This window comes from Colwellia sp. E150_009 (assembly GCF_053543955.1).
Window position 1 is genome coordinate 65,934 of sequence record NZ_JBHFOM010000013.1, and the last position, 23,654, is coordinate 89,587.

20 protein-coding genes are annotated in these 23,654 nt (G+C 35.5%); 13 read left to right on the plus strand and 7 right to left on the minus strand.

The annotated features are described in order from the left end of the window. Positions 1-16: 16 nt before the first annotated feature. Positions 17-922: a LysR family transcriptional regulator gene (locus ACE1OF_RS08220; protein ID WP_448893804.1), complete on the minus strand. Its 906-nt coding sequence runs from the start codon at positions 920-922 to the stop codon at positions 17-19. A gap of 158 nt (positions 923-1,080) precedes the next feature. On the opposite strand from ACE1OF_RS08220, the gene ACE1OF_RS08225 reads away from it, so the two are divergent. Both ACE1OF_RS08225 and ACE1OF_RS08230 read left to right on the plus strand, forming a co-directional pair. Then, on the plus strand, positions 1,081-1,770 hold the full coding sequence (locus tag ACE1OF_RS08225) for a type 1 glutamine amidotransferase domain-containing protein (RefSeq protein WP_448893805.1): 690 nt from the start codon (positions 1,081-1,083) through the stop codon (positions 1,768-1,770). 32 nt (positions 1,771-1,802) lie between these two features. Then, positions 1,803-2,960 carry an iron-containing alcohol dehydrogenase gene (locus ACE1OF_RS08230; protein ID WP_448893806.1) on the plus strand — a complete coding sequence of 386 codons (1,158 nt, stop codon included), beginning with the start codon at positions 1,803-1,805 and terminating at the stop codon, positions 2,958-2,960. A 146-nt stretch (positions 2,961-3,106) separates the two neighbouring features. Here ACE1OF_RS08230 and ACE1OF_RS08235 read toward each other — a convergent pair whose 3' ends face one another. Further along, positions 3,107-4,408 carry an ammonium transporter gene (locus ACE1OF_RS08235; RefSeq protein WP_448893807.1) on the minus strand — a complete coding sequence of 434 codons (1,302 nt, stop codon included), beginning with the start codon at positions 4,406-4,408 and terminating at the stop codon, positions 3,107-3,109. Between the two features lie 408 nt (positions 4,409-4,816). Between ACE1OF_RS08235 and nhaB the strand changes: the two genes are divergently transcribed. From nhaB to dsbB, 3 genes are all read left to right on the plus strand, one after another. Beyond that, entirely contained in the window at positions 4,817-6,394 is a 1,578-nt protein-coding gene (gene nhaB / locus ACE1OF_RS08240; RefSeq protein ID WP_448893808.1) for a sodium/proton antiporter NhaB, read from the plus strand. A gap of 276 nt (positions 6,395-6,670) precedes the next feature. Then, entirely contained in the window at positions 6,671-8,062 is a 1,392-nt protein-coding gene (gene nhaD, locus ACE1OF_RS08245) for a sodium:proton antiporter NhaD (protein ID WP_448893809.1), read from the plus strand. A 182-nt stretch (positions 8,063-8,244) separates the two neighbouring features. Further along, entirely contained in the window at positions 8,245-8,763 is a 519-nt protein-coding gene (gene dsbB / locus ACE1OF_RS08250; RefSeq protein ID WP_448893810.1) for a disulfide bond formation protein DsbB, read from the plus strand. 44 nt (positions 8,764-8,807) lie between these two features. Here the strand turns inward: dsbB and ACE1OF_RS08255 are convergent, their stop codons facing one another. Then, complete coding sequence (locus ACE1OF_RS08255) at positions 8,808-9,434, minus strand: TetR/AcrR family transcriptional regulator (protein ID WP_448893811.1); 627 nt, start codon at positions 9,432-9,434, stop codon at positions 8,808-8,810. 556 nt (positions 9,435-9,990) lie between these two features. On the opposite strand from ACE1OF_RS08255, the gene ACE1OF_RS08260 reads away from it, so the two are divergent. Further along, on the plus strand, positions 9,991-11,847 hold the full coding sequence (locus ACE1OF_RS08260) for a M2 family metallopeptidase (RefSeq protein WP_448893812.1): 1,857 nt from the start codon (positions 9,991-9,993) through the stop codon (positions 11,845-11,847). A 100-nt stretch (positions 11,848-11,947) separates the two neighbouring features. On the opposite strand, the gene ACE1OF_RS08265 is transcribed toward ACE1OF_RS08260, so the two are convergent. Then, the gene (locus ACE1OF_RS08265; protein WP_448893813.1) at positions 11,948-12,697 is read right to left on the minus strand and encodes a class I SAM-dependent methyltransferase; all 750 of its coding nucleotides are present in this window, start codon (positions 12,695-12,697) and stop codon (positions 11,948-11,950) included. A 146-nt stretch (positions 12,698-12,843) separates the two neighbouring features. Further along, positions 12,844-14,412: a sigma 54-interacting transcriptional regulator gene (locus ACE1OF_RS08270; RefSeq protein WP_448893814.1), complete on the minus strand. Its 1,569-nt coding sequence runs from the start codon at positions 14,410-14,412 to the stop codon at positions 12,844-12,846. Positions 14,413-14,697: 285 nt separating this feature from the next. Between ACE1OF_RS08270 and megL the strand changes: the two genes are divergently transcribed. The 3 genes from megL to ACE1OF_RS08285 all read left to right on the plus strand — a co-directional run bounded on the left by megL (position 14,698) and on the right by ACE1OF_RS08285 (position 17,723). Then, positions 14,698-15,918 (plus strand): methionine gamma-lyase, encoded by a 1,221-nt coding sequence (gene megL, locus ACE1OF_RS08275; RefSeq protein WP_448893815.1) that lies wholly within the window; start codon positions 14,698-14,700, stop codon positions 15,916-15,918. Positions 15,919-16,194: 276 nt separating this feature from the next. Then, positions 16,195-16,551 (plus strand): carboxymuconolactone decarboxylase family protein, encoded by a 357-nt coding sequence (locus ACE1OF_RS08280; protein ID WP_448893816.1) that lies wholly within the window; start codon positions 16,195-16,197, stop codon positions 16,549-16,551. A gap of 158 nt (positions 16,552-16,709) precedes the next feature. After that, complete coding sequence (locus tag ACE1OF_RS08285; RefSeq protein ID WP_448893817.1) at positions 16,710-17,723, plus strand: phospholipase A; 1,014 nt, start codon at positions 16,710-16,712, stop codon at positions 17,721-17,723. A gap of 143 nt (positions 17,724-17,866) precedes the next feature. Here ACE1OF_RS08285 and trpB read toward each other — a convergent pair whose 3' ends face one another. Beyond that, positions 17,867-19,069 carry a tryptophan synthase subunit beta gene (trpB, locus tag ACE1OF_RS08290; protein ID WP_448893818.1) on the minus strand — a complete coding sequence of 401 codons (1,203 nt, stop codon included), beginning with the start codon at positions 19,067-19,069 and terminating at the stop codon, positions 17,867-17,869. 394 nt (positions 19,070-19,463) lie between these two features. Between trpB and ACE1OF_RS08295 the strand changes: the two genes are divergently transcribed. The 4 genes from ACE1OF_RS08295 to ACE1OF_RS08310 all read left to right on the plus strand — a co-directional run bounded on the left by ACE1OF_RS08295 (position 19,464) and on the right by ACE1OF_RS08310 (position 21,955). After that, entirely contained in the window at positions 19,464-19,724 is a 261-nt protein-coding gene (locus tag ACE1OF_RS08295) for a DnaJ domain-containing protein (RefSeq protein ID WP_448893819.1), read from the plus strand. Positions 19,725-19,816: 92 nt separating this feature from the next. Further along, a complete protein-coding gene (locus tag ACE1OF_RS08300) occupies positions 19,817-20,293 on the plus strand; it encodes a hypothetical protein (RefSeq protein ID WP_448893820.1) in 477 nt (158 codons plus the stop codon). 76 nt (positions 20,294-20,369) lie between these two features. Beyond that, positions 20,370-21,017: a hypothetical protein gene (locus ACE1OF_RS08305; RefSeq protein ID WP_448893821.1), complete on the plus strand. Its 648-nt coding sequence runs from the start codon at positions 20,370-20,372 to the stop codon at positions 21,015-21,017. A gap of 17 nt (positions 21,018-21,034) precedes the next feature. Beyond that, the gene (locus tag ACE1OF_RS08310; RefSeq protein ID WP_448893822.1) at positions 21,035-21,955 is read left to right on the plus strand and encodes a hypothetical protein; all 921 of its coding nucleotides are present in this window, start codon (positions 21,035-21,037) and stop codon (positions 21,953-21,955) included. Between the two features lie 127 nt (positions 21,956-22,082). On the opposite strand, the gene ACE1OF_RS08315 is transcribed toward ACE1OF_RS08310, so the two are convergent. Beyond that, the gene (locus ACE1OF_RS08315; protein ID WP_448893823.1) at positions 22,083-23,438 is read right to left on the minus strand and encodes an MBL fold metallo-hydrolase RNA specificity domain-containing protein; all 1,356 of its coding nucleotides are present in this window, start codon (positions 23,436-23,438) and stop codon (positions 22,083-22,085) included. Between the last annotated feature and the right edge of the window lie 216 nt (positions 23,439-23,654).

Below are 23,654 nucleotides of genomic sequence, written 5' to 3' on the forward strand. Positions count from 1 at the left end.
ATAAATGCTTAAGAAATTAATTAATAAGGCTGGGTTTAATAAAATAAGCTTTTAAATAATCTATCAGCAAGCGTAATTTTTTAGAATCAGCACCACCAGGAGGAAATACACCATAAACATTAATGTCTTTCAGGGTGTAATCATTGAACACCGAAACCAACGTACCTCGCTGAATTTTAGGTGATGCATCATAAACAGGAATTCGAGCTAAACCGTGCCCTCCTTCCACAAAAGCAGTACGTGCCGCCGCATTATTCGTTGTAATGGTTCCTTTCATTTCAATACTAAAAGACCGAGTGCCTTTCATTAGCTCAAGCGTACCTGAGGTAAGTTTGTAAACTACCCATTGGTGTTTATTTAAATCGGTTGGATGTTTAGGAAAGCCAAATTTTTCAAAATAAGACGGCGAGGCACAAAGACACGTACGTAACGTTGACAATTTTGTCGCTTGTAAACCAGAATCAGTTAATGGTGCGCCACGTATAGCTAAATCAATTCCTTCTTTCATTATATTAACTACTTCGTCGGTTAACATAATGTCTAGCTCAATTTTAGGGTAAAGCGTTCTAAATTCATTAAGCGCTGGCACAATTGTTTGCAACCCCACATTAACTGGGCAGGTTATTTTAAGTAAACCAACGGGTTCATGTTTAAGGTTTTCAATTTGTTGATTTGCCGCAGACGCTTGCTCAGCAATTACACGACAGTGTTGATAGTAATCGCTACCTGCTTCGGTGAGTGAAATGGTGCGAGTAGATCGGTTCAGTAATTTTATTTCTAATTGTGCTTCAAGCTTTTTAATATGGTAACTCACAACGGCACGTGACAAGCCCAAACGCTTGGCGGCTCCACTCAATGTACCTTGCTCAATGACTTGTGCAAACACTACCATACTTTTTAGTTGTTCAAACGAAATATCCATTCTTTACTCTACTAACTTTTAAAATATAACCCATCACCATTGTATCATTTATTAATACAATGTTATCAATTTTGTCTGCATTGTTAGCAATTACGGACAGGAGTAAACTTATCTCAACTAATAAGCCCATATACAAAATTAACATTATCGAGATTAAAATGAATACGAAAAAAATACTCATGGTATTAACATCACATGCTGATTTAGGCAATACAGGTGAGAAAACTGGCTTTTGGATTGAAGAGTTTGCCTCTCCTTATTACACATTCAAAAAAGCAGGCGTTGAAATAACATTAGCGTCTCCCCTAGGTGGACAACCACCTATTGACCCTAAAAGTGAATTAGACGATTTTCAAACGCCTGCAACTAAAAAATATTACGTCGATTCAAAAACACAAAACGCTGTTGCTAACACATGCGTTTTAGCTGAGTTAAAAGCTGACGATTTTGATGCTGTTTTCTACCCTGGCGGGCACGGTCCGTTATGGGATTTAACTAATAATACTGATTCCATTCAATTAATAGAACATTTTTTAGCCACAAATAAACCTATTGCAGCAGTATGTCACGCAACGGCCGCTTTTTTAAATGTTAAAAACAGCGCCGGCGAATATGCCATTAAAGGTAAGGTAATTACTGGCTTTACTAATTCTGAAGAAGCCGCGGTAGAGTTAACAAATGTTGTGCCATTTTTACTTGAAGACGAATTAATTAAACGTGGTGGCGACTACCAAAAGGTTGAAGACTGGCATGCTTTTGCAGTGCAAGATTCTCTTATTATTTCAGGGCAAAACCCTGCAAGTTCAACGCTAGTAGCCGAAAAATTATTGAGCTATTTAAACGCTTAACTTTATTATTTTATTTATTGCGAGGTATTCCTTTGTTAAATTTTACATTCCATAGTCCTACAAAAATCCACTTCGGTGAAGACCAAATTCACGTTATTGCGAACGAAATTCCAGCAGATGCAAAAGTATTATTAGTTTATGGTGGAGGGTCAATTAAACACAATGGTGTTTACAACCAAGTGGTAAGCGCATTAGCTGACCATACTTGGTTTGAGTTTTCAGGCATAGAGCCAAACCCAACATACGATACCTTGATAAAAGCCCAAGACATTATTAAACAACAAGGTATTGATTATCTACTTGCTGTTGGTGGCGGTTCTGTTGTTGATGGCGCAAAATTTATTGCAGCAGCGGCTTTGTTTGAAGGTGATGACCCGTGGGATATTCTCATCAAGCGGGCACCAATAAAACAAGCATTGCCGCTAGGAGCTGTTTTAACCTTACCAGCAACAGGGTCAGAAAGTAACGGTAACTCTGTTGTTACGCGTGATGGTAATAAATTACCCTTTGCTAGTGCTTTATTACGACCACAGTTTGCGGTGTTAGACCCAAAAGTGACCTTGTCGTTATCTGACCGCCAAATTAGTAATGGTGTAATTGACGCTTTCATTCATGTTATTGAGCAATACTTAACTTACAATGTTAATGGTAAAGTTCAAGACCGTTTTGCTGAAGGTTTATTGCAAACATTAATTGAAGAAGGCCCGAAGGTGTTAAATGCTGAAACTAAAAATGATTTGGCAATACGTGGCAATATTATGTGGTCGGCAACCATGGCATTAAACGGACTTATTGGTGCTGGTGTTCCGCAAGATTGGTCTACACATTTGATTGGTCATGAATTAACAGGCGCTTTTGGTATTGATCATGCTCGAACTTTATCTATTATTTTGCCTGCGGTAATGAAAGTAAAACGTAACGAAAAGCATGAAAAATTAGTGCAGTTTGCTGAGCGTGTTTGGCATTTAACTGATAGCGATGACACCATTAAAATTGATAAAGCCATTACGTTAACTGAAGATTTTTTCAAACGTATGGAAGTTCCAATCAGATTATCTGAAATAGATATTACAAAAGAACATATTGACGGTATTTTAGAAAGACTACAACAACATAGTATGACGGCACTTGGCGAACATGGCGACATTACCATTGACGTTAGCCGTAAAATATTAACGTTAGCGCTTTAACTGTAATTTTATCAAAACAACATAAAGCATTAATTAAAGGTTATTCAGCATATATTTTCTGAATAACCTTTATTTTCAATTAACCTATGTTGCTATGAGTATTAACACTTACTTCAGAAGAAGTCAGTTAATGCACATCGTCTTATTTACAGATTATATCCTGATTCTTCATGGTCAACCTGATCAAGACCATTTACCTCATGCTCTTCACCCACGCGTAACCCACTTGTCATCATACCAACTAATTTTAACAAAATATAAGTCACTATACCTGTATATAAGAAAGTTGAAACAATACCAATTAGTTGTACGCCAACTTGTTCAGCCATCGTCGTTATACCTTCTGCAAAACCAAAACCACTGAATACACCTAACGTGGTTGCAGAAAAAATACCCGCGAACAAAGTCCCTAAAATACCACCAACTCCATGCACAGGAAAAACATCTAATGAATCATCTATCTTCAATTTTTGTTTAATGTAAACAGTTGAATAAAAACAAACAAAGCCAGCACTGATCCCGATAATTAACGCACCACCTGGTCCAACAAACCCAGACGCTGGAGTGATAGTACCTAAACCAGCAACCATACCCGTTACAGCACCTAGTACACTCGCTTTACCAAATTTTTTCCATTCAATACCAGCCCACGTTAATGTACCTGCTGCTGCAGATATATGCGTGACCAACATTGCCATTGAAGCATCACCATTGGCTGCTAATGCACTACCACCATTAAAACCAAACCAACCGACCCATAACATACCAGCCCCAGTAACAGACATAGTTAAATTATGCGGTAACATAGGCGTTTTTGGGAAACCACGTCTAGGGCCTACAACCATGGCAGCAACCAATGCTGCTGTACCCGCAGTAATATGTACTACAATACCACCAGCAAAATCATACACGCCCATTTGTCCTAACCAACCTCCGCCCCAAACCCAATGAGTAACAGGCGCATAAACAGCTAGTAACCATAAACCACTAAATAATAATACTGCTGAAAACTTCATACGCTCAGCAAAACCACCAATAATTAATGCGGGTGTTATTACAGCAAAGGTCATTTGAAATAGCATAAATAAACTTTCAGGAATATCACCTGATAAAACATCCTTGCCAATGCCGTGCATCATCACTTTTGAAAAATCACCAATAAAACCATTTCCTTCACCAAAAGCGAGGCTGTAGCCTACTAACAACCACAAAATTGAAGCAATAGCACCTATTGCAAAACATTGCATTAAAATTGAAAGCACATTTTTTTTACGTACTAAGCCACCATAAAAAAGTGCTAAGCCTGGCAAGGTCATTAACAAAACCAATGCGGTAGAGGTTAAGATCCAAGCAGTATTAGCACCACTAAGCGCTCCATCGTCAGCTAAAGCTAAAGTAGGCATAAATAAGAGTATAAAAAATAGCGGCAATGATAGTATTCTCGACATTTTAAGTTCCAATGTTGTTTTATTGATTATTTGTTAAACAATTGCTTGTTAATTTGATAACAATTAGTGCAACTGCTTTCATCAAATTTAGTTATATTTTTATTTTGCACTTTAATGCACAAAACAAGCCATCAATTATTTTCACTTATTATCAACAACATATAGAATGACCGTACAAAAACAGTGCTTTCCATGCACAATATCAGTGAAACAAAAGGTGAATCGCACAGTATTGGTGCGACCATGTAGCCAATATGTAAGGTTAAAATTCTGCAAATAATTTAACGTCCTGTAGAATATAGCGTTCAAGCGCATAGATACGATTATTTACAAAATACTCATAAATGCCTAAACTCATTTTAATTCTTGATATTTCCGTTTAACGGTTACTAAACACAAAGGCAAATTATGCAACAATCTTTTATGAGTGCATTTTATAAAAACTTTTTAGGTAAATCTCCCGAGTGGTACAAGCTAACGATCATTTCTTTTTTAATCATAAATCCTATTTTATTCTTTGGAGTAAACCCATACATTGCTGGGTGGGCACTAGTTATTGAATTTATATTTACCTTAGCAATGGCATTAAAATGTTATCCGTTACAACCTGGTGGCTTATTAGCGATAGAAGCAGTGTTTATTGGTATGACTTCACCCAACCAAGTAATGCACGAAATAATCATTAATGTTGAAGTAATACTGTTACTAATTTTTATGGTTGCAGGTATTTACTTTATGAAAAACCTATTGCTCTTTTTATTTACAAAAATTGTCACGCGTGTTCGTTCCAAAATACTCGTTTCATTGTTGTTTTGTTTTTCAGGTGCCTTTTTATCTGCTTTTTTAGATGCACTAACCGTTATTGCCGTTATTATCAGCGTGGCTGTTGGATTTTATTCTGTCTATCACAAAGTTGCCTCAGGTAAAGAAGCGCATCACGAGCATGATCACAGCCAAGATAGCCAGTTACCTGATTATAACCGTAATGATTTAAGACAATTTCGAGGCTATTTGCGTAACCTGCTTATGCATGCCGCTATTGGTACTGCGTTAGGCGGTGTTTGCACCATTGTGGGTGAACCTCAAAATTTAATTATTGGTCAACAAGCAGGTTGGGAGTTTATTGAATTTGCTATTCGTATGTCTCCTATCACAATACCTGTATTTTTATCGGGCATGATAACCTGTGTACTATTAGAGAAATTCAAATGGTTTGGTTATGGTGTAAAACTTCCTGTTAATGTACTTGAAGTGCTAAATGAATTTGACGAAGAAGAAAGTAGAAAACGCACCAAACGCGATACGGTAAAACTTGTTATGCAAGGACTCATCGCCATATGGCTAATTACAGGCTTGGCATTACATTTAGCGCCTGTTGGTCTAATTGGTTTAACTGTTATTGTTTTTGCGACTTCGTTTACTGGGATTACTGAAGAAAATCAAATTGGTCATGCCTTTGAAGAGGCACTTCCTTTCACTTCACTACTTGCTGTTTTTTTTGCTGTCGTTGCCGTTATTATTGATCAGCAACTTTTTACTCCTGTAATCACTTGGGTATTGACTTATGAAGGCAACATGCAACTTGTGATGTTTTACTTAGCAAATGGCTTATTATCTATGGTCAGTGACAATGTTTTTGTAGGTACAGTTTATATTACAGAAGTTCAACAAGCATTAGCAGCAGGTCAAATAACACGTGATCAATTTGACTTATTGGCTGTTGCTATTAATACAGGCACAAACCTGCCAAGTGTTGCTACACCAAATGGGCAAGCCGCCTTTCTATTCTTATTAACTTCGGCTATTGCACCACTAGTGCGTTTATCATATGGACGAATGATGATTATGGCTTTACCTTATACCGCGGTATTGACCATGGTTGGTTTAATCTCAATTGCTTCTGGTCATCTAAGTACCTCCACTGATAATTTTTATAACTCGGGGATTATTGAGCACCACAAAGCAAACTTACCAGCCAAACATTAACATTAACTAAATACTTGTAATTCGATGAGAAAATAGCTTTTTAGCTATTTTCTCATCAATCACGACTCACAGTAAAAACATCTGATTGAAATAAAATAAATACTCTCTATTTTCTTTAATAAACGTTAAAAACTCACCTGCCTAAATGTTATAAAATTAGTCGTATCTTATTGTCACCACACAGTTAATATCGTTGATGGTTACCGCTGCTTTTGCTAGAATCTTGCAAAATTAAAAACATAATCCTTTTAACCTTAACCACACCTGAGAATATACATGAAACATCTATTATTCATATTACTAACTATGCTGGTGCCAAGCATTGCATTGGCATCAGATGCTGCGCATCAAAGCATAGATTTAACCTCCCATTGGATTGGATACACAGCAATTGCTATTTTTGTTTTGGCTTACACTCTAGTTATTTTAGAAGAACAACTGCATTTAAGAAAATCTAAGCCTGTATTGTTGGCAGCAGGGTTAATTTGGATTCTCATCGCCTATTATTATGGTTCTCATGGCATGCCACATTCAGCTGAAGTAGCAATACGTCATAACTTCTTAGAATATGCCGAACTTTTCTTTTTCTTACTTGTTGCCATGACATACATCAATGCCATGTTAGAACGAGATGTTTTTGATGCTTTACGTGATTGGTTAGTAGCAAAGGGCTTTAGCTATAAAGTTCTATTTTGGCTAACAGGCATTCTCGCATTCTTTATTTCACCTATTGCAGATAACTTAACAACAGCACTAATTATGTGTGCAGTTGTTCTTGCCGTTGGTAAAAATGAACCTAAATTTATTGCACTAAGTTGTATCAATATTGTTGTTGGTGCAAATGCTGGCGGTGCATTTAGCCCATTTGGTGACATAACCACCTTAATGGTTTGGCAAAAAGGAATAGTTCAATTTAATGAATTCTTCCATTTATTTATTCCGTCAGTAGTTAACTTTGTTGTGCCTGCATTAATAATGCAATTTGCCATTCCAAAAGGCAACCCAACGTCTCAATCGACAGAAATGACACATATTAAACATGGTGGATTAGTGATTGTAGCTCTGTTTATCTTGACCATTGTTACCGCTGTATCTTTCCATAACTTCCTACACTTACCACCAGTATTCGGCATGATGTTAGGTTTAGCTTACTTGAAATTCTTTGGTTACTATATTCGTAAATCTGGCCAAGGTGAAATTGATAAATCAGATATGCCAACAGGTCATCAAATTGAAGACGACTTTGATATTTTTGATAAAATTGCGAAAGCAGAATGGGATACTCTTTTCTTCTTCTATGGCGTTATTTTAGCTGTAGGCGGTTTAGGTTTTATTGGCTATTTAGGTATGACCTCTGAATTTATGTATGGTCAATTAGGCCCTACAACTGCCAATATATTAGTAGGTATTCTTTCAGCAATTGTTGATAACATCCCGGTAATGTTCGCTGTATTAACCATGAACCCTGAAATGTCGCATACACAATGGTTATTAGTTACCTTAACGGCTGGTGTTGGTGGTAGTTTATTGTCAATAGGTTCTGCTGCTGGCGTTGCTCTTATGGGTCAAGCGCGTGGTTATTATACTTTCTTCAGCCACTTAAAATGGACACCTGTCATCGCATTAGGTTATGGTGCTAGTATCTATGTACATTTATTAATAAATTAATAAATAAAACTTGTAACAATTTCAATAACATTATTAATATTAAGTTTGTTATTATTTAAAGCTTCTAAATACTCTTTAGAAGCTTTTTTATTTATGATTATTTTTTATTCATGATTTACATCTGTGATTAATAATAGTTAAATTGAAATCATAAGAATATTGACAATAGTAGTAGGACAAAAATGAAATTTTTAAGTGAGTTAACTACCCATTCTAAGCCATGGTTATTGTTAGCATTATCTGCTTTAGCGTTAGAGTTTTGTGCTTTATATTTTCAGTATGCATTAAACTTAGCACCTTGTATCATGTGTGTTTACCAACGCGCTGCTATTTGCGCTATTATTTTAGCTGGAGTTATCGGCTTTACTGGCGCTAATTTTTTACTAATGCGTATTTTTGCCTATGCTTTATGGGGCACTGGTGCCATTTGGGGATTATTAATTGCATTAGAACACGTAGAAATTCAGGCAAATTCAGGATCTTTATTTTTTAGTTGTGAGTTTATTCCAAATTTCCCTACTTGGGCTCCCTTACATGAATGGATCCCCTTCTTGTTTGAAGCTACAGGTGACTGTGGAGATATTGACTGGCAGTTTTTAGGTTATACTATGCCGCAATGGATGGTTGTAGTTTATGGTGTTTATAGTTTAGCTTTTGCCATCATATTGATTAACAGAATGATACACGCAAAAAAACTGTAACATATTGAAATGCGCTATTTCCTCTGCTAATTAAGTAATAGCGCTTATCTAACAATAGGCGCTGCTACACCAGCGGCTACATAAGGAATAACTTGTCTGATCACTCCAGCTATATCAACTTCTCGGTCAAAATCATTTAATGCAATATCAATTAATGCGTCGCTTGAAGACATAGTAAAAACAATCGTTCCCATGGTAAAATGCAAACGCCAAAACATTTCTTCAGCGCTCAATTCAGGGTAAGCTTTATGAACAGCATCGGTGAAATTAGTAAAAACACCTGGGTATTGTGTTGTTAAAAACCATCTTAAAAACCCTTGGCTATCGGTATAACCTCGACCAAGTAATTGTAAAAATATACTGGTACCATTGTTTTTAAAAGTATTTAAATGCAATAAAGGGTCAATAAAAGCTGAAAAAACATCAATTAAGCTTGGTTTCGCTTCATCAGTGCACAATGCTCCTAATGCAGCCTCTAAACGAGGGCTTAGTTCGTTCATATAACGAGACATTACTGCTTTAATTAACTCTTTTTTAGAGCCAAAATGATAATTAACCGCTGCTAAATTAACCTCTGCTTGACTGGTAATTTCTCTTAATGATGTTCCATTAAAGCCTTTATCCGAAAAAAGAACTTCCGCTGCATCTAAAATTTTATTTTTTGTACTCATATTTCTTTTTACCAATAACGCCAAGAACATTATTTATTAAAATTCAAACAAGCGTTTAAAATAGCTTATTTATAACACTCAGGTCAAGTGCCATCAACAGACAATTAATAATATTAAAATTTCATGCAGAAAAATTGAACTAATAATCCCTAAAAGCCTCCAACTTAGTGAACAATTCATGTTTACTTCCAGACTCAGTGGCCTGATCTGTCAATCTGCTCTGAGTCTTTTTTATTTTAATTGGTATTGCAAATAAATTAACAAAAAATTAACTTTAAATAGGCCAAATAATTACAAACTGTTACATATTCTATACAGTCAAAAATAATTAAACAGAGTATTTCAACCCTCTTTTAATACAAGTATTCAATTATTAATCAATTACTTAAAACGAAATTTATCAATAGCTTATTAAATTTCAAGTAATTCCACAAAGGCATTTCCTTTTATAATCGCCTTTTTGATCCTGTTTTCTTCCTTTCTTGCCCCTTTGCTTTGGTAGCATCTTTGAATATACTAAATTCACCAAATAATTAATAAAGCTCACTTATTTATAATGAAAGATATAACAAACACATTTAAATTTACAGCGATTGCATTAGTTGTTGTAACGTCATTAACTGCCTGTAATCAAGATAAGGCAGCTACCAATACAACGTCAAAAACAGAACAAACATCACCTACTGCGTTAACAAGTAAAGACGCGCAAGTGTTTTTAGATGATGTGGCAAAAGAGATGACTGCGTTGGGTGTATCAGGTGCGCGCGCTGAATGGATATATTCAAACTTTATTACTGAAGATACAGCATCGCTTGCTGCTGAAGCTAATCAAAAGTCTACCGAAGCAGGTGTGCGTTTTGCCATCAAAGCAGCAGAGTTTGATAATATTGATGTAACGCCAACTCAGCGTCGTCAGCTAAATTTTTTAAAGCAATCTTTAGTGTTACCTGCACCACAAGATTCAGCTAAATCAGCTGAACTTGCTAAAATAGGTGCTGAATTGGGTAGTATTTATGGTAAAGGAAGTTACACAACTAAAGATGGGAAAAAACTGAGCCTTGGTGATATGACATCAACCATGGCAACTTCTCGAGATTATGATGAACTTTTAGAAATGTGGCAAGGCTGGCGTGAAATTAGCCCTCCTATGAAGTCTTTATATGCCCGTCAGGCCGAATTAACAAATGAAGGAGCCAAAGCCTTAGGATATAAAGACTTAGGCACAATGTGGCGTTCAAATTATGATATGCCTGCTGATGATTTTGCTAATGAGTTAGACCGATTATGGGGACAAGTTAAACCTTTATACGACGATCTACATTGTTATGTACGAAGCGAATTAGGTAAAGAATACGGTGAAGATAAAGTTCCACAAGATAAACCTATCCCAGCCCATCTTCTTGGTAATATGTGGGCACAGTCTTGGGGGAATATTTATGATGTTGTCGCCCCTGAAAATGCAGATCCTGGTTATGATGTAACTAAACAATTAGCAGCCCATAATTATGATGAAATACAAATGGTAAAAGGCGCTGAGAAATTTTTCACTTCCCTTGGATTTGATCCACTACCCGAAACCTTTTGGACTCGTTCATTATTTACTAAGCCTGCCGATAGAGACGTTATTTGTCATGCCTCAGCATGGGATCTAGACTCTAAAGACGATTTACGCATTAAAATGTGTATTCAAAAAACAGGTGAAGAGTTCTCGGTTATACATCATGAATTAGGGCATAATTTCTATCAACGTGCCTATAAAGATCAGCCTGTGTATTTTCAAAATAGCGCAAACGACGGCTTCCATGAAGCTATTGGTGACACTATTGCTCTTTCAGTAACACCAAAGTATTTAAAAGAAATTGGCTTAATTGACACGATTCCTGATGAATCTAAAGATATCGGCTTATTAATGAAAAAAGCATTAGATAAAGTCGCTTTTATTCCTTTTGGTTTAATGGTTGATCAATGGCGCTGGAAAGTTTATTCAGGTGAAATAACACCTGAAAACTACAACACGGCTTGGTGGGAATTACGTGAAAAATATCAAGGTGTAGCCGCACCAATTGCACGTGATGCTGATGCATTTGATCCGGGTGCAAAATACCATGTTCCTGGTGGCGTTCCTTATAGCCGTTATTTCTTAGCACACATTCAACAGTTTGAATTTCATCGTGCTTTATGTGAAATCTCGGGGAATACCGATCCAATTCACCGTTGCTCAATTTACAACAATAAAGAGGCAGGTAAAGCACTCAATACCATGTTAGAAATGGGTTCTAGCCAACCATGGCAACAAGCATATAAGGTATTAACGGGTAATGAACAAATGGATGCTACGGCTATTTTAGATTACTTTGCCCCGCTTCATACTTGGTTGAAAAATAAAAACCAAGGCAAACAATGTGGTTTTTAAACGTTAACGTAATCTGTTAAAGGATAACTTAAAGTAAAAAAAAGCCTTAACATTATAGGTGTTAAGGCTTTTTCATTAATAAATATAGAAAGGCATACGCTTATTTTTTCTCAAACAACAAGACAAAACGATCGGTTTTACGACGTATTTCTTTACTAAAAGGTGAGCCCATACGATCATCCTCAGGATTCGCTAAAATGCTACTTTGCTCAATGAGTTTATACCCCAATCCTGTCAGCTCTTTCTTCACATAATCGACATCAATACGGTGCAGCTTTTGTGAATGTTTAGTGCCAGAATTAGCAACAGCACTATGATCGACAATAAGGAGTTTACCGCCAACTTTTAAAGAGTCATCAAGCTGTTTAAGAAAATCATCTTTATCGATGCTCCAACCCTCTGCGGTATGGTACATATCGTGATAACCTAAAACAAAAAATATGGCATCAAAGCTTTGCTTTTTAAGCGCTAAATCATCTGTTTCCTTATCCCAGCGAACTACGTTTTCTAAACGGTTATCACCAAGGCGAGCATCGAGTTCTTTTTCAACATACGGCATGTAAGCTTTGTTGTTGTGCAAGTACACACTCCCACCCTGGCCTACTTTTTCGCTGATTATTTCAGAATAGTAACCACCACCACCAAGAATATCTAACACTTGCATGTTTGGCTTTATACCAACCAATTCAACGATTTCAGGACCTTTACTTTGGGTATCACGGGTAATATCTTGTTGCGCTCGTTGACCTTTTTCAAAGTTATTTTGTGTTTCAATAGCGCTAATTACGGTACTTACAATGAACAATATGCTTAACAGTATTAGTTTTATTATGTTTATTTGTGTTTTCATTTCTGCTTCCCTTATTTTATTAATAATGTATCAAAACTCATAAAAACATATCACACCTGTTAATTTATCGTTAAGTTCAGACGTAACAAAATATTTATCGTTAAAGTTAATAAAAAATACGATAAAGTGAAGTAGATGACGAACACCTAACCAATACCATATTTTCTCAGTTTCATAGCAATCTTATTGTGAGAAACCCGCAAACGTTCAGCCAATTTACGTGTTGTTGGAAATAAAGGGTACAGTTGAGAGAGTAAACTTTCTTCAAAGTCAGCTTGAGCACTTGACCAATCAGTAACCATGGTTAGTAATTCAGTTTTACTATAATTTTGTGAGTGTTCAGTCTCTTGAGAAAATTTTGCTAATGCCTGTTCAACCGCTTGCACCTTAATCACTGAAGAGGTCATTAATGCAACCACTGAAAATAACACATTTTGTAGTTGTCTAATATTTCCTGGCCACTGATAAGACTGTAATAACAGCAAGGCTTGTTCACTTAATTTAGGTACTGTCGTTACAGTTTGTTTTACTTGTTTGGCTGCATTTTCAATAAAATGTGTTGCTAATAAAATAATATCGTCTCTACGTTCTCTAAGTGAGGGTAGCGCTAAACTAAGTACATTAAGGCGGTAATACAAATCTTCTCTAAAACGATTTTCTGCAATTAATTTTGATAAATTTTGGTGGCTAGCACTGATCACTCTAACATTTGCATGTAATTCTTTTGTGCCTCCAACACGGCGATATGAAAAGTCTTGTAGAAAACGTAACAGTTTAGCTTGTAAATAAGTCGACATTTCGGCAATTTCATCAAGAAAAATACTGCCACCTTCGGCTAATTCAATCAAACCAGGCTTACCCGTTTTTTTAGCCCCCGTAAAAGCCCCTGCACTGTAACCAAAAAGTTCACTTTCTAATAAATGTTCGGGTAAAGCAGCACAATTAATAGCTAAAAAAGGTGCTTTAGCTCTATTGCTACTTTGATGTAATGCACGGGCAATTAACTCTTTACCTGTCCCCGTTTCGCCACTAATCAGTACAGGAAGGTCTAACGTTGCAAATCGCTCACCTTGGGCTTTAACAAGCAATATATTTGCAGATTGACCAATAATATTATCAAAGCTGTGTTCATGGGGTGTTTGCATAAACGAAAGTTGTCTCCCCACAGCTGTCATTGAGCGTAAAGTGATCATTGCACCTGTAATTTGGCCTTGACCAACGATTGCAGGAGCAACTACTGGCGTGATATCTGCTAAATAGGTTTTACCATTAAATACCAAAGATAACGTGTTCGCTTTGTCATTCAATAAACTGACGTATTTTTGGTCAATAAAATGTTCAATAGATAATCCAATTATCATTTTTGAGGTGTTCTTTGTTTTTATCAATTTACGTGTGGCTGAATTTACGGCAAGAATAGTTCCTTTGTAATCAATATCGATAATGGGATCAGGAATTCGGTCTAGTAAAGTTTGTAAATGATTTTCTCGCTGCTCAATAGGCAATAAAGTCACTTCTTTAATACTGATAATACCCTCAACAGTTTTTAAACATTGATTAATTTCTTCTAGTGACAATGCTAAGTGCTCTATGTGCACAAAGGTAAATTCTGTACTAACTTCAACAGCTTTCAAATTCCATGCTTGCTTAGCAAAAATTGCCAGAATTTCCTGACTAATACCGATTCTGTCTGTTGATTGAATTTTTATGCGCATATTACGATCCTCATAAACCACTGTAATATAATTAATACATGTAACTATATTATTACAACACTATTAAATATAGCTAAAAATCCATAAACAAACGACTTTATACAATATCATTATATTTTTTTATAAAAACCGTCAACCTGATGTACTAAAAAAATTACAAAAGAAAATTAGGAATACTTTCAAAAAACATAACCACCTGAAATATTAAGAGAAAATAATACTGGCAATCAAATTGCTACACATATAACTCACGGTATAAACCATTAAATAATAATTGAGCGTAGCATGAGAAAAAATAAGCAAAAACATTTCAATAGCCAATCAATAGAAACCCAAGCCATTCACTCTGGTCGCATTAACGATGAACAATTTGGTTCATTGGCAACACCACTTTATCAAACCTCAACCTTTATTTTTGATAACGCCAAGCAAGGGGCAGACCGATTCGCTGGTGAAAATGAGGGATATATATATACTCGACTAGGCAACCCAACCACACGTCAATTAGAAATGCGTGTAGCCGCTATGGAAGGTATGGAAGATGCAGCTGCTACCGCAACAGGTATGGCGGCAGTTTCTGCTGCCCTACTCACTAATTTACAAGCAGGTGATCATATTATTTCATCGAAAGCTGTTTATGGTTGCTCATTCGCTTTGATGAATCACATGTTAAAAAAATTTGGTATTGAAGTGAGTTTTGTCGATATGACAGTGCCTGAAAATATTAATAACGTGATTAAAGAAAATACCAGACTTATTTTCTTAGAAACTCCTATCAACCCCAATTTAGTGGTACTTAATTTAGAAAAAATTTGTGCCATTGCTAAAAAAAACAAGCTGCTTTCTATTGTTGATAATACCTTCCTAACACCAGTTTTACAGCAACCTGCAAAATTTGGCGCTGATATTGTTATTCACAGCGCCACAAAATATTTAAATGGTCATGGTGATGTAGTTGCTGGCATAGTGTGTGGCAGCACTGAAATGATCAACGAAATAAAATTAACAACGTTAAAAGATATTGGCGCTACCATGAGTCCGCATGATGCTTGGCTTATTATGCGTGGTATAAAAACCTTGCCTATTAGAATGGAACGTCATTGCCGTAATGCACAAACTGTTGCTGAGTTTTTAGAACATCATCAAGCTGTTAATCAAGTTTACTATCCTGGTTTAAAATCTCACCCTGGTAATTCATTCATTGGAAAACAAATGAAAGCCGCTGGCGGTGTTATTGCTTTTGAACTTAATACCGATATAGCAGGTGGCGCTAATTTTATCAATAACATGCAGTTATTCTCTATTGCCGTTAGTTTAGGTGATGCAGAATCATTAATTCAACACCCCGCATCAATGACCCACTCCCCCTATACACAGGAAGAGCGCACAGAGGCTGGCATTTCCGACTCACTAATTAGAATATCTGTAGGGTTGGAAGATGTTAATGATATTATTGCTGATTTACAGCAAGCGCTAATAAAAATAAAAGTGCCTACGCCAGCGTAAACCTAACAAGTAAGCGTATTCTCCTTTAAAAAATGACAAATATGGAGCCATTCCCAAAATAAAGCATTAACTATCATTTCACACCACATTAATCATGAAATTCACGTTGAGTTTACTCATTAAACCAACGTGAAATATTCTTTAAATAGCGCTGTTTATAATGATTCACTTCACAAAAAATAGTGCTTTTTCACAAGAACATTGTTTAAATGTATTCATTTTCACAATATGGATGAAAAACAAACCTTAAACTAAGAATTAATTGGAGAATGAAACATGAGTAATAATGGCGAAAAAGTTAGACGGCAAGTTATGGGCGATAGTTTTGTTGATAAAGCATTAGCCAGTACAGATGAATTTACTGAGCCGATGCAAAACTATATTAATGAACATTGCTGGGGCTCAACATGGCAGCGTACAGGATTAGATTTAAAAACGCGAAGCCTAGTAACTATTGCAATGTTAGCAGCGCTGAGAGCGCCACAAGAATTAAAAGGTCATATTAGAGGCGCATTAAATAACGGCGCAACTACTGATGAAATACGTGAAGTGCTCTTACACAGTGGGGTATATTGTGGAGCTCCTGCTTTACAAGAAGCCTTCAGAGCCGCCAAAGAAGTACTTGATTTATAAAATTTAATCTGTCTTTAGCCACCTTAAATATTGACTGTAATTTTATCAAAGCTTTTAAATTTTGTTGAAGCGCGATAACTTAACATATTTATGACATTTTGATTAGACGAAGCTATACTGACACACTAACTAACTATTGAATTTAACTTCACTTTACTATGTTAAAACTACTGTTTTTATGTCTTATCACGCTTTTCTTTTCTAATGTCTCTTTGGCCTTTGAACAAACATTTGAAGATGTTTTTCAAGCTTGTCTGTTTGAAAGAATTAAAACAACAGATAAAAACCAAACGTTACAACAAATTGAAAACCAGTGCGAAAAAGAAATTATAAAAAGCCAGGTAGGTAATCAAGAACTTGGAGCTTTATCAGAACGCATGATAAAAGAGAGGCAGGAAGCTTTTAATCCCTATGTTATAACACCGCATAAAATGAATTATATTCTTCCTGTATCTATTACAGATGCAATAAATACCGAAGTTTATGATGAGCTTTCAAATTGGTCTGAAGAAATTAAAGATGTTGAAGCAAAGTTTCAATTAAGTATTAAAGTACCTTTAACTTCAGGTAGCCTATTAAATATAGGCGATCAGCTATATTTTGGCTTTACTTTAGAATCATGGTGGCAACTCTACACAGGTAACCTTTCTCGCCCTTTCAGAGAAACAAATTATCAACCAGAATTTTTCTATTTCACCCCAACTAATTGGCATCCTTTCAGTACAAATACAGCGCTTATATTTGGCTTTGAACACCAATCAAATGGGCGTTCAGAATTACTTTCTCGTAGTTGGAATAGAGTATATGTTACCTTTCTTTTTGAAAAAAACAATTTCGCTTTCTCGTTACGCCCATGGTATAGAATCCCTGAAGGTGGCAAAGTTACATCCCACGAAACCATTGGTGATGACAACCCAGACATTGATAAATACATGGGCCATTTTGAACTTGGCTTAGCTTATGATTGGCGTAAAAATTATGAAATATCACTAAAATTCAGAGAAAATTTTGCGGTACATCACGGGGCAATAGAATTAGGCTTCACTTTTCCTCTATGGGGGAAATTAAGAGGTTATGCACAATATTTTAATGGCTATGGCGAGAGCTTGATTGATTACAACTATAAACAACAACGCTTTGGTATTGGCTTTGCTTTAACAGATTTATTATAATTTAAACCTAATCAAGCTACAGATTATTTTTAAAAATGTTCTTGTAGTGAGTAATTAGATATTTAAAACAACCAGCTAAATTCTTGAATTTACACTGGCTGTTTTAATTAATCATTTAGTTGTACGGTGTGGATTTTTCAAATTTACTCAGGTAACCCAAAAGTATCAACAACATAGTCTAGATCTTTATCGCCTCGCCCACTTAAGTTAACTAACACTGATTTCTCTGGAAATTTTTGCGCAAGCTTTATCGCATACGCAACCGCATGAGCACTTTCTAAAGCAGGAATAATACCTTCTAATCGACTTAACTCATAAAAAGCATCAATACACTCTTTATCTGTAATACTATCGTAAGTCACTTTATTTAAGTCTTTTAGCATACTATGCTCGGGGCCAACCCCTGGGTAATCTAGGCCACTTGCAATAGAATGTACGGGAGCTAGCTCACCATTATCATCTTGCAATGTATAACATTTAAACCCATGAATCATGCCTGGTTTTCCTAATGTCATCGTCGCTGCGTGTTCCCCAACTTCAAATGATTTTCCAGCAGGCTCTATACCAAATAACTGACTTTCATCGTCATCTAAAAACGCTGAAAACATACCAATGGCATTGCTACCGCCACCAATACATGCAACAACACTATCGGGTAATTCGCCTGTCATCTCAAAAAATTGTTCTCTTGCTTCAATACCAATAACACGTTGAAAGTCTCGAACTATCATTGGAAATGGATGAGGCCCTACAACAGAGCCAATACAATAAATAGTTGAAATAGGATCCTTAAGATAAGCCTCAAAAGCACTGTCCACCGCTTCTTTCAAGGTTTGTAAACCATGAACAGCTGGAACCACTTTTGCTCCTAATACTTTCATGCGTTGTACATTAGGATATTCTTTTTTAATATCCACAGCACCCATATGAATTTCGCATTCTAAACCGAAATAAGCAGCCGCTGTAGCCAGTGCAACACCATGTTGACCCGCACCTGTTTCTGCAATAAGCTTCTTTTTACCTAAATGTTTGGCAAGTAATGCTTCGCCCATACAATGATTGAGTTTATGCGCCCCTGTATGGTTTAAATCTTCTCTTTTTAAGTATATTTGTCCTCCATATTTCTCTGACAAGCGGTGACAATGATAAACAGGAGTTGGACGACCTTGATAATACTTTCTAATGTCTCTCAATTCTGAAATAAACTTATGAGACTTACTGATTGCAAAATACGCATCATTAATTTTTTTCATCTCTTCTTCTAAGTTTGGGGGAACAAAAGCGCCACCATACTCATTAAAAAATCCGTCTTTGTTTGGGTACTTTTTAAAATAATTTTCGGTCATGTTTTTCTCTTTTTTTGCTTAATAATAAAGAGAATAAACAGCGTACGAAAATACAGCAAGAGTAAACTCTTTTAATTATTAATTTACATCAAAAAAATAGAAAAGACTATGGTACACAAACAGTTATTCTATTAATAAAAGCAACTGATGAAATAAACTCAATGTTTTACGTACGGTCAACAAATATTATCGTTAGATTCCACACCTAAATTTCTTCCCTACACATATTTTTTGTACAATATAATCAGAGTAAAACGATAATGAACTCAACCGACGTATTAAACAACAAATAAGCAAACATAAAGATATAAATAATGTCATTTCAAAGGTAGAATTGCGCCAGTTATATTCGCTATTATGTTAAAATATTCAGCAAAGGGTAAATAGTCAGTTTATGGATCATTTTGAACAACTAGGTGTTAGTCGTGCTGCCACGACTATCGAAATTAAAAAAGCCTATAAAAAGCTCGCTAACAAATATCACCCTGATAGAAATGATAGCAGCGAAGCTAAAGAAAAGTTTCAAGCTATTCAAGAAGCTTACGATGTAATATCAGATCCTAAGAAGCGATCTTTATATTTAAAAACTAACTATACTGTTATTACAGATCCCCGAGAAATAACAGATTCTTTTTGGCAAAATGCTTTACGCTAACATTTGATGAGTATGTGAACTTGTTTATTTATGAAACATTTTTTAAACTCTTTCTAAGTCATTTAATTAGACTCTCCATTAGGGAAGAATAGATGCAAACCGAACAAAGCTTACCTGATTATTTAACTGACGACTTTTCTCTGTATTTAGAGAACATGACCTCATTAGCTGATCCTGAAAACCCTGATTTATTGACAAATTATTTATCAAATTTATTTGAGCAATTGAAAGCCATGCCTTTATTATTTAGTGGTATGGTAGACCAATTAGCGATGGCAATATCAAATAAAATTAAAATTGATGGTAAAAAATTAGCAAAAATTAATCTCGCAGAAGAACCTACATGGGCTGAAGTTAAGCCTTTTATTGGCGTGCATGCTGATGCTAGAACCTGCATTACTGAAATCATGACTCACGCAGAGCAAGATTTAAAAATAGCCGTATTACTTATTCATTTTTATAATAATTATGATGCTACACCAATAAAATCTCAAGATGAAGAAGATGAACAGCTAAATAATTATGAAACTAATGACTACGAAGCTACTGACTTTGATGAAAATTATTAAGAAAACCTTTTTAAGGTCTCTTCAATAACCCCGTTAATTCACTTAATTAATAACCATATAAGTTTAAGGAATCACTTTGACAAAAAATGCATTAATTCTTGCTAGCGATATTATTGAACAAGCACAAAATAGCGGCAGACGCGCAGGTACTTCATTAGAAAGAATAGCGTCAGAGCAAGGCGATGAGACAATGCTTGCTGTCTTAACAGAAATGGATATATTAACCGTAGCTAAAATTGTTAGAGAGCACGACGCAACTATTCCGTCTATTGCAACCTGGCTAATGGATGCTGACTCAATTAAACAATTATTAAATGTTGAGCCATCGTACTGGCAAAATATGGCTGAAGACCAAGTATTTTGTGCGCAAACTGAAGCACACAGTTTATTAACACAAATTTTTCTTTCTAATGATGATGAGGAAAAAAGGTTAGAAGTATTAAACGCCATTGTAGAAGATGATTTTGGTCTTTTATATTTATCATTACCTTTTGTTGGACATGATTTTTCAGAATTAGAAGAAGATGAAGAACAAACCTCTGGCAGTATTGAAGAACTGTTGATGAAAATAAAAACATTAAGCGAAGAAGCCTATCGAGAAATAATGACAGTCAGTACTAACGGTACCTTAGAAAACATTGAAAATTCATTAAAACAAAATGCTAATAAACAAAGAGTAACAGCCGTTGAAATGGATACTGACGATATGTTTGCGCCACTTTAATTGATTAGGATTTATCAATGAATATTGCAAAGTTAAGAAATCACCCTTTTCTACTTTTAACATTAAAAGATGGAGAGAATGAGGGATATTTTTCACCCGAATTTATGCATAAAACTAAGCAACAATTATCAGATATGTCGTTGAGAATAGCCTCTGATAACTTATCAATAATTTATGCTGACCAAATAAATAAAGCGTGTGAAATTGTATTGGGATTAAGCAATTTAGGCTTGTTAGATCTTTGTGATAATGAAACTGAAAAGGCCAAAGAAATAATAAAAAGCCAAGGAATTGTTTATTGCTTTAGGGCTGGCTGGGCTAAATATACTCAGCTTAAAACAATATCCCCTTCATACTTTGAAGAAATACCTTTAACTCGTTATGCCTTAGCTATCAATGATACTTCTGATATTAAACAAATGCATGCCGCTATTGTAGAGGAAGGCTACCAAAGTGCTAAGCTTTTACAAGTTTACAAAAGTATTGCCGCAAATTATTGTGCTAATACACTGCTTATTGATAATGATGAAGACGTATTGTTATTTGAATTACAAAAATTTCTTAATACAGCTATTGCGTTACTGCTTATTGATAGCGATAAAAAAGTTTTCACTCATTCGCTGTTTCAACAATTAATTGCTTATTTAACTGCTACAGAGAAAGATATACTACTGAAAAACATAGACACTTGTATAATTAGCTTTACTGAACAATTACCCAGCTTAACAAAAGAATACCTACAAAAAATAGATTTATTAGATTTTAATGATTTGAAAAGCATTATTAAACAGCAAGCAACAATAACTCTTTATATTCAAGAAATTTTAGAATTACCAATCGCTGTTGCCAATGAGTTAAATGATGATTTTGAAGGAGGGTATGATTTTCATGCTGATGATGATGAAGATCTCGCTTATTTAATTCCTGATGGCCAATAGGCCGTGTTTAAAAACACAAAAAACTTATCATAGTTTTTCATAAACAACATTAAAATGACAAGCATCCACCTTTCAATAACTTACTTTATTAAAAGGTGGATTTTTTAGTTAAGTAGATGGTTTAACATTAAACTCTCAGAATTTTATGATAACTCGCTACTTCTACATCAAATTTAGTTGTTTGTCGTAAATGATCACGCATTGCTTCACTTGCTTCTGGTTCACCATGAACCAATTGAATTTTTGTATTCTTTTTTAGTTTTGAAGATAATAGCCATTGTGTTATATCAGCATAGTCACCATGACCAGATAAACCATGCAAGGCTTCTACCTTTGCTTTAATAGGTAACCATTTTCCATGTATTTTTACAGTATCATTGCCAGCAATCATTTTTGCACCTCTCGTTCCTCCTGAAGAGTGGCCTGTAAACAGTATCGTTGTGCGGTAATCACCAATAAGTCGTTTCATGTGATGTAGAATACGTCCACCCGTTGCCATGCCACTTCCAGCAATAATAATATGCGGCATCACTAAATCGGCCAATGCTTTAGAGTCATCAACCTTTCGAGTAAATGAAACGATATCACACATTTCCTGACATGCTTGTTTTGTTAAACGGTTTAAATCATGATATTTACAATAAATATCAAAAACACTAATGGCCATTGGACTATCAAGATAAATAGGCAATTGAGGAATACGTTCTTCTTTTATCAATGTTGCTAGCATATGTTGTATTGATTCTGTTCGACCTACAGCAAAACTAGGAATTAACAAAGCACCACCTTTTTTGGCTGTTGAATTAACAATCTCAGCAAGTTGCTCGTATGGATCACCTTTATCATGTAAACGATTACCATAGGTTGACTCTAGTAATAATAAATCAAGTTCAGGTAAAGGTTTAGGTGGGTACATTATATCATCGTTAGGCCGCCCCACATCACCAGAAAAACCAACACGCTTTCCTTCTGCTTTTAAAATAACACTTGCTGCTCCCAAAATATGCCCTGCACTTTGTAGCGTAATATCGATATCTCCTATCGAAAATTCTTGGTCAAAATTAACCGATTTGAATAATGAAAGAGAAGCTTCTGCCGTAGCTTTATCATATAAAGGCTCAGGCTTTTTGTGTTTACTGAGTTTATGTTTACCATAAAACTTAGCGTCATCTTCCTGAATATGACCACTATCTGGTAGTAAAATAGAGCATAAACTTGTTGTAGCACCGTGAGTAAAAACAGGTCCCCTGTAGCCTTGTTTGTACAAGACAGGAATAAAACCAGAATGATCCAAATGTGCATGGGTTAGTACAATAGCATCAAGGTCCTTAATATCTAACGGTAAAGGTTCTCTATTGCGTTCACGTAACCATTTATAGCCTTGATAAAGACCACAATCGACTAAAATTTTGGTGTTTTGGGTTTCAACGAAATATTTTGAGCCTGTTACTGTTTCCGTACCACCAAGAAATGTTATTCTCATTTTTGAATCTCCAATACCAGTAAATACACTTGCTTACATGTTAACTTTATACAAGAAGTTTTAACTAGCGTTTAGTTTTATAAAAAGGTATTACTTGCGAGCAATATAGATCCCGGGTATTAACTAACCATAGGGAGCTACTGCCTGCAAAATACAGATGATCACTGTATTTTATATGCTCATAATTCCTTCCCTGTTCCGCACAATAAATGGCTT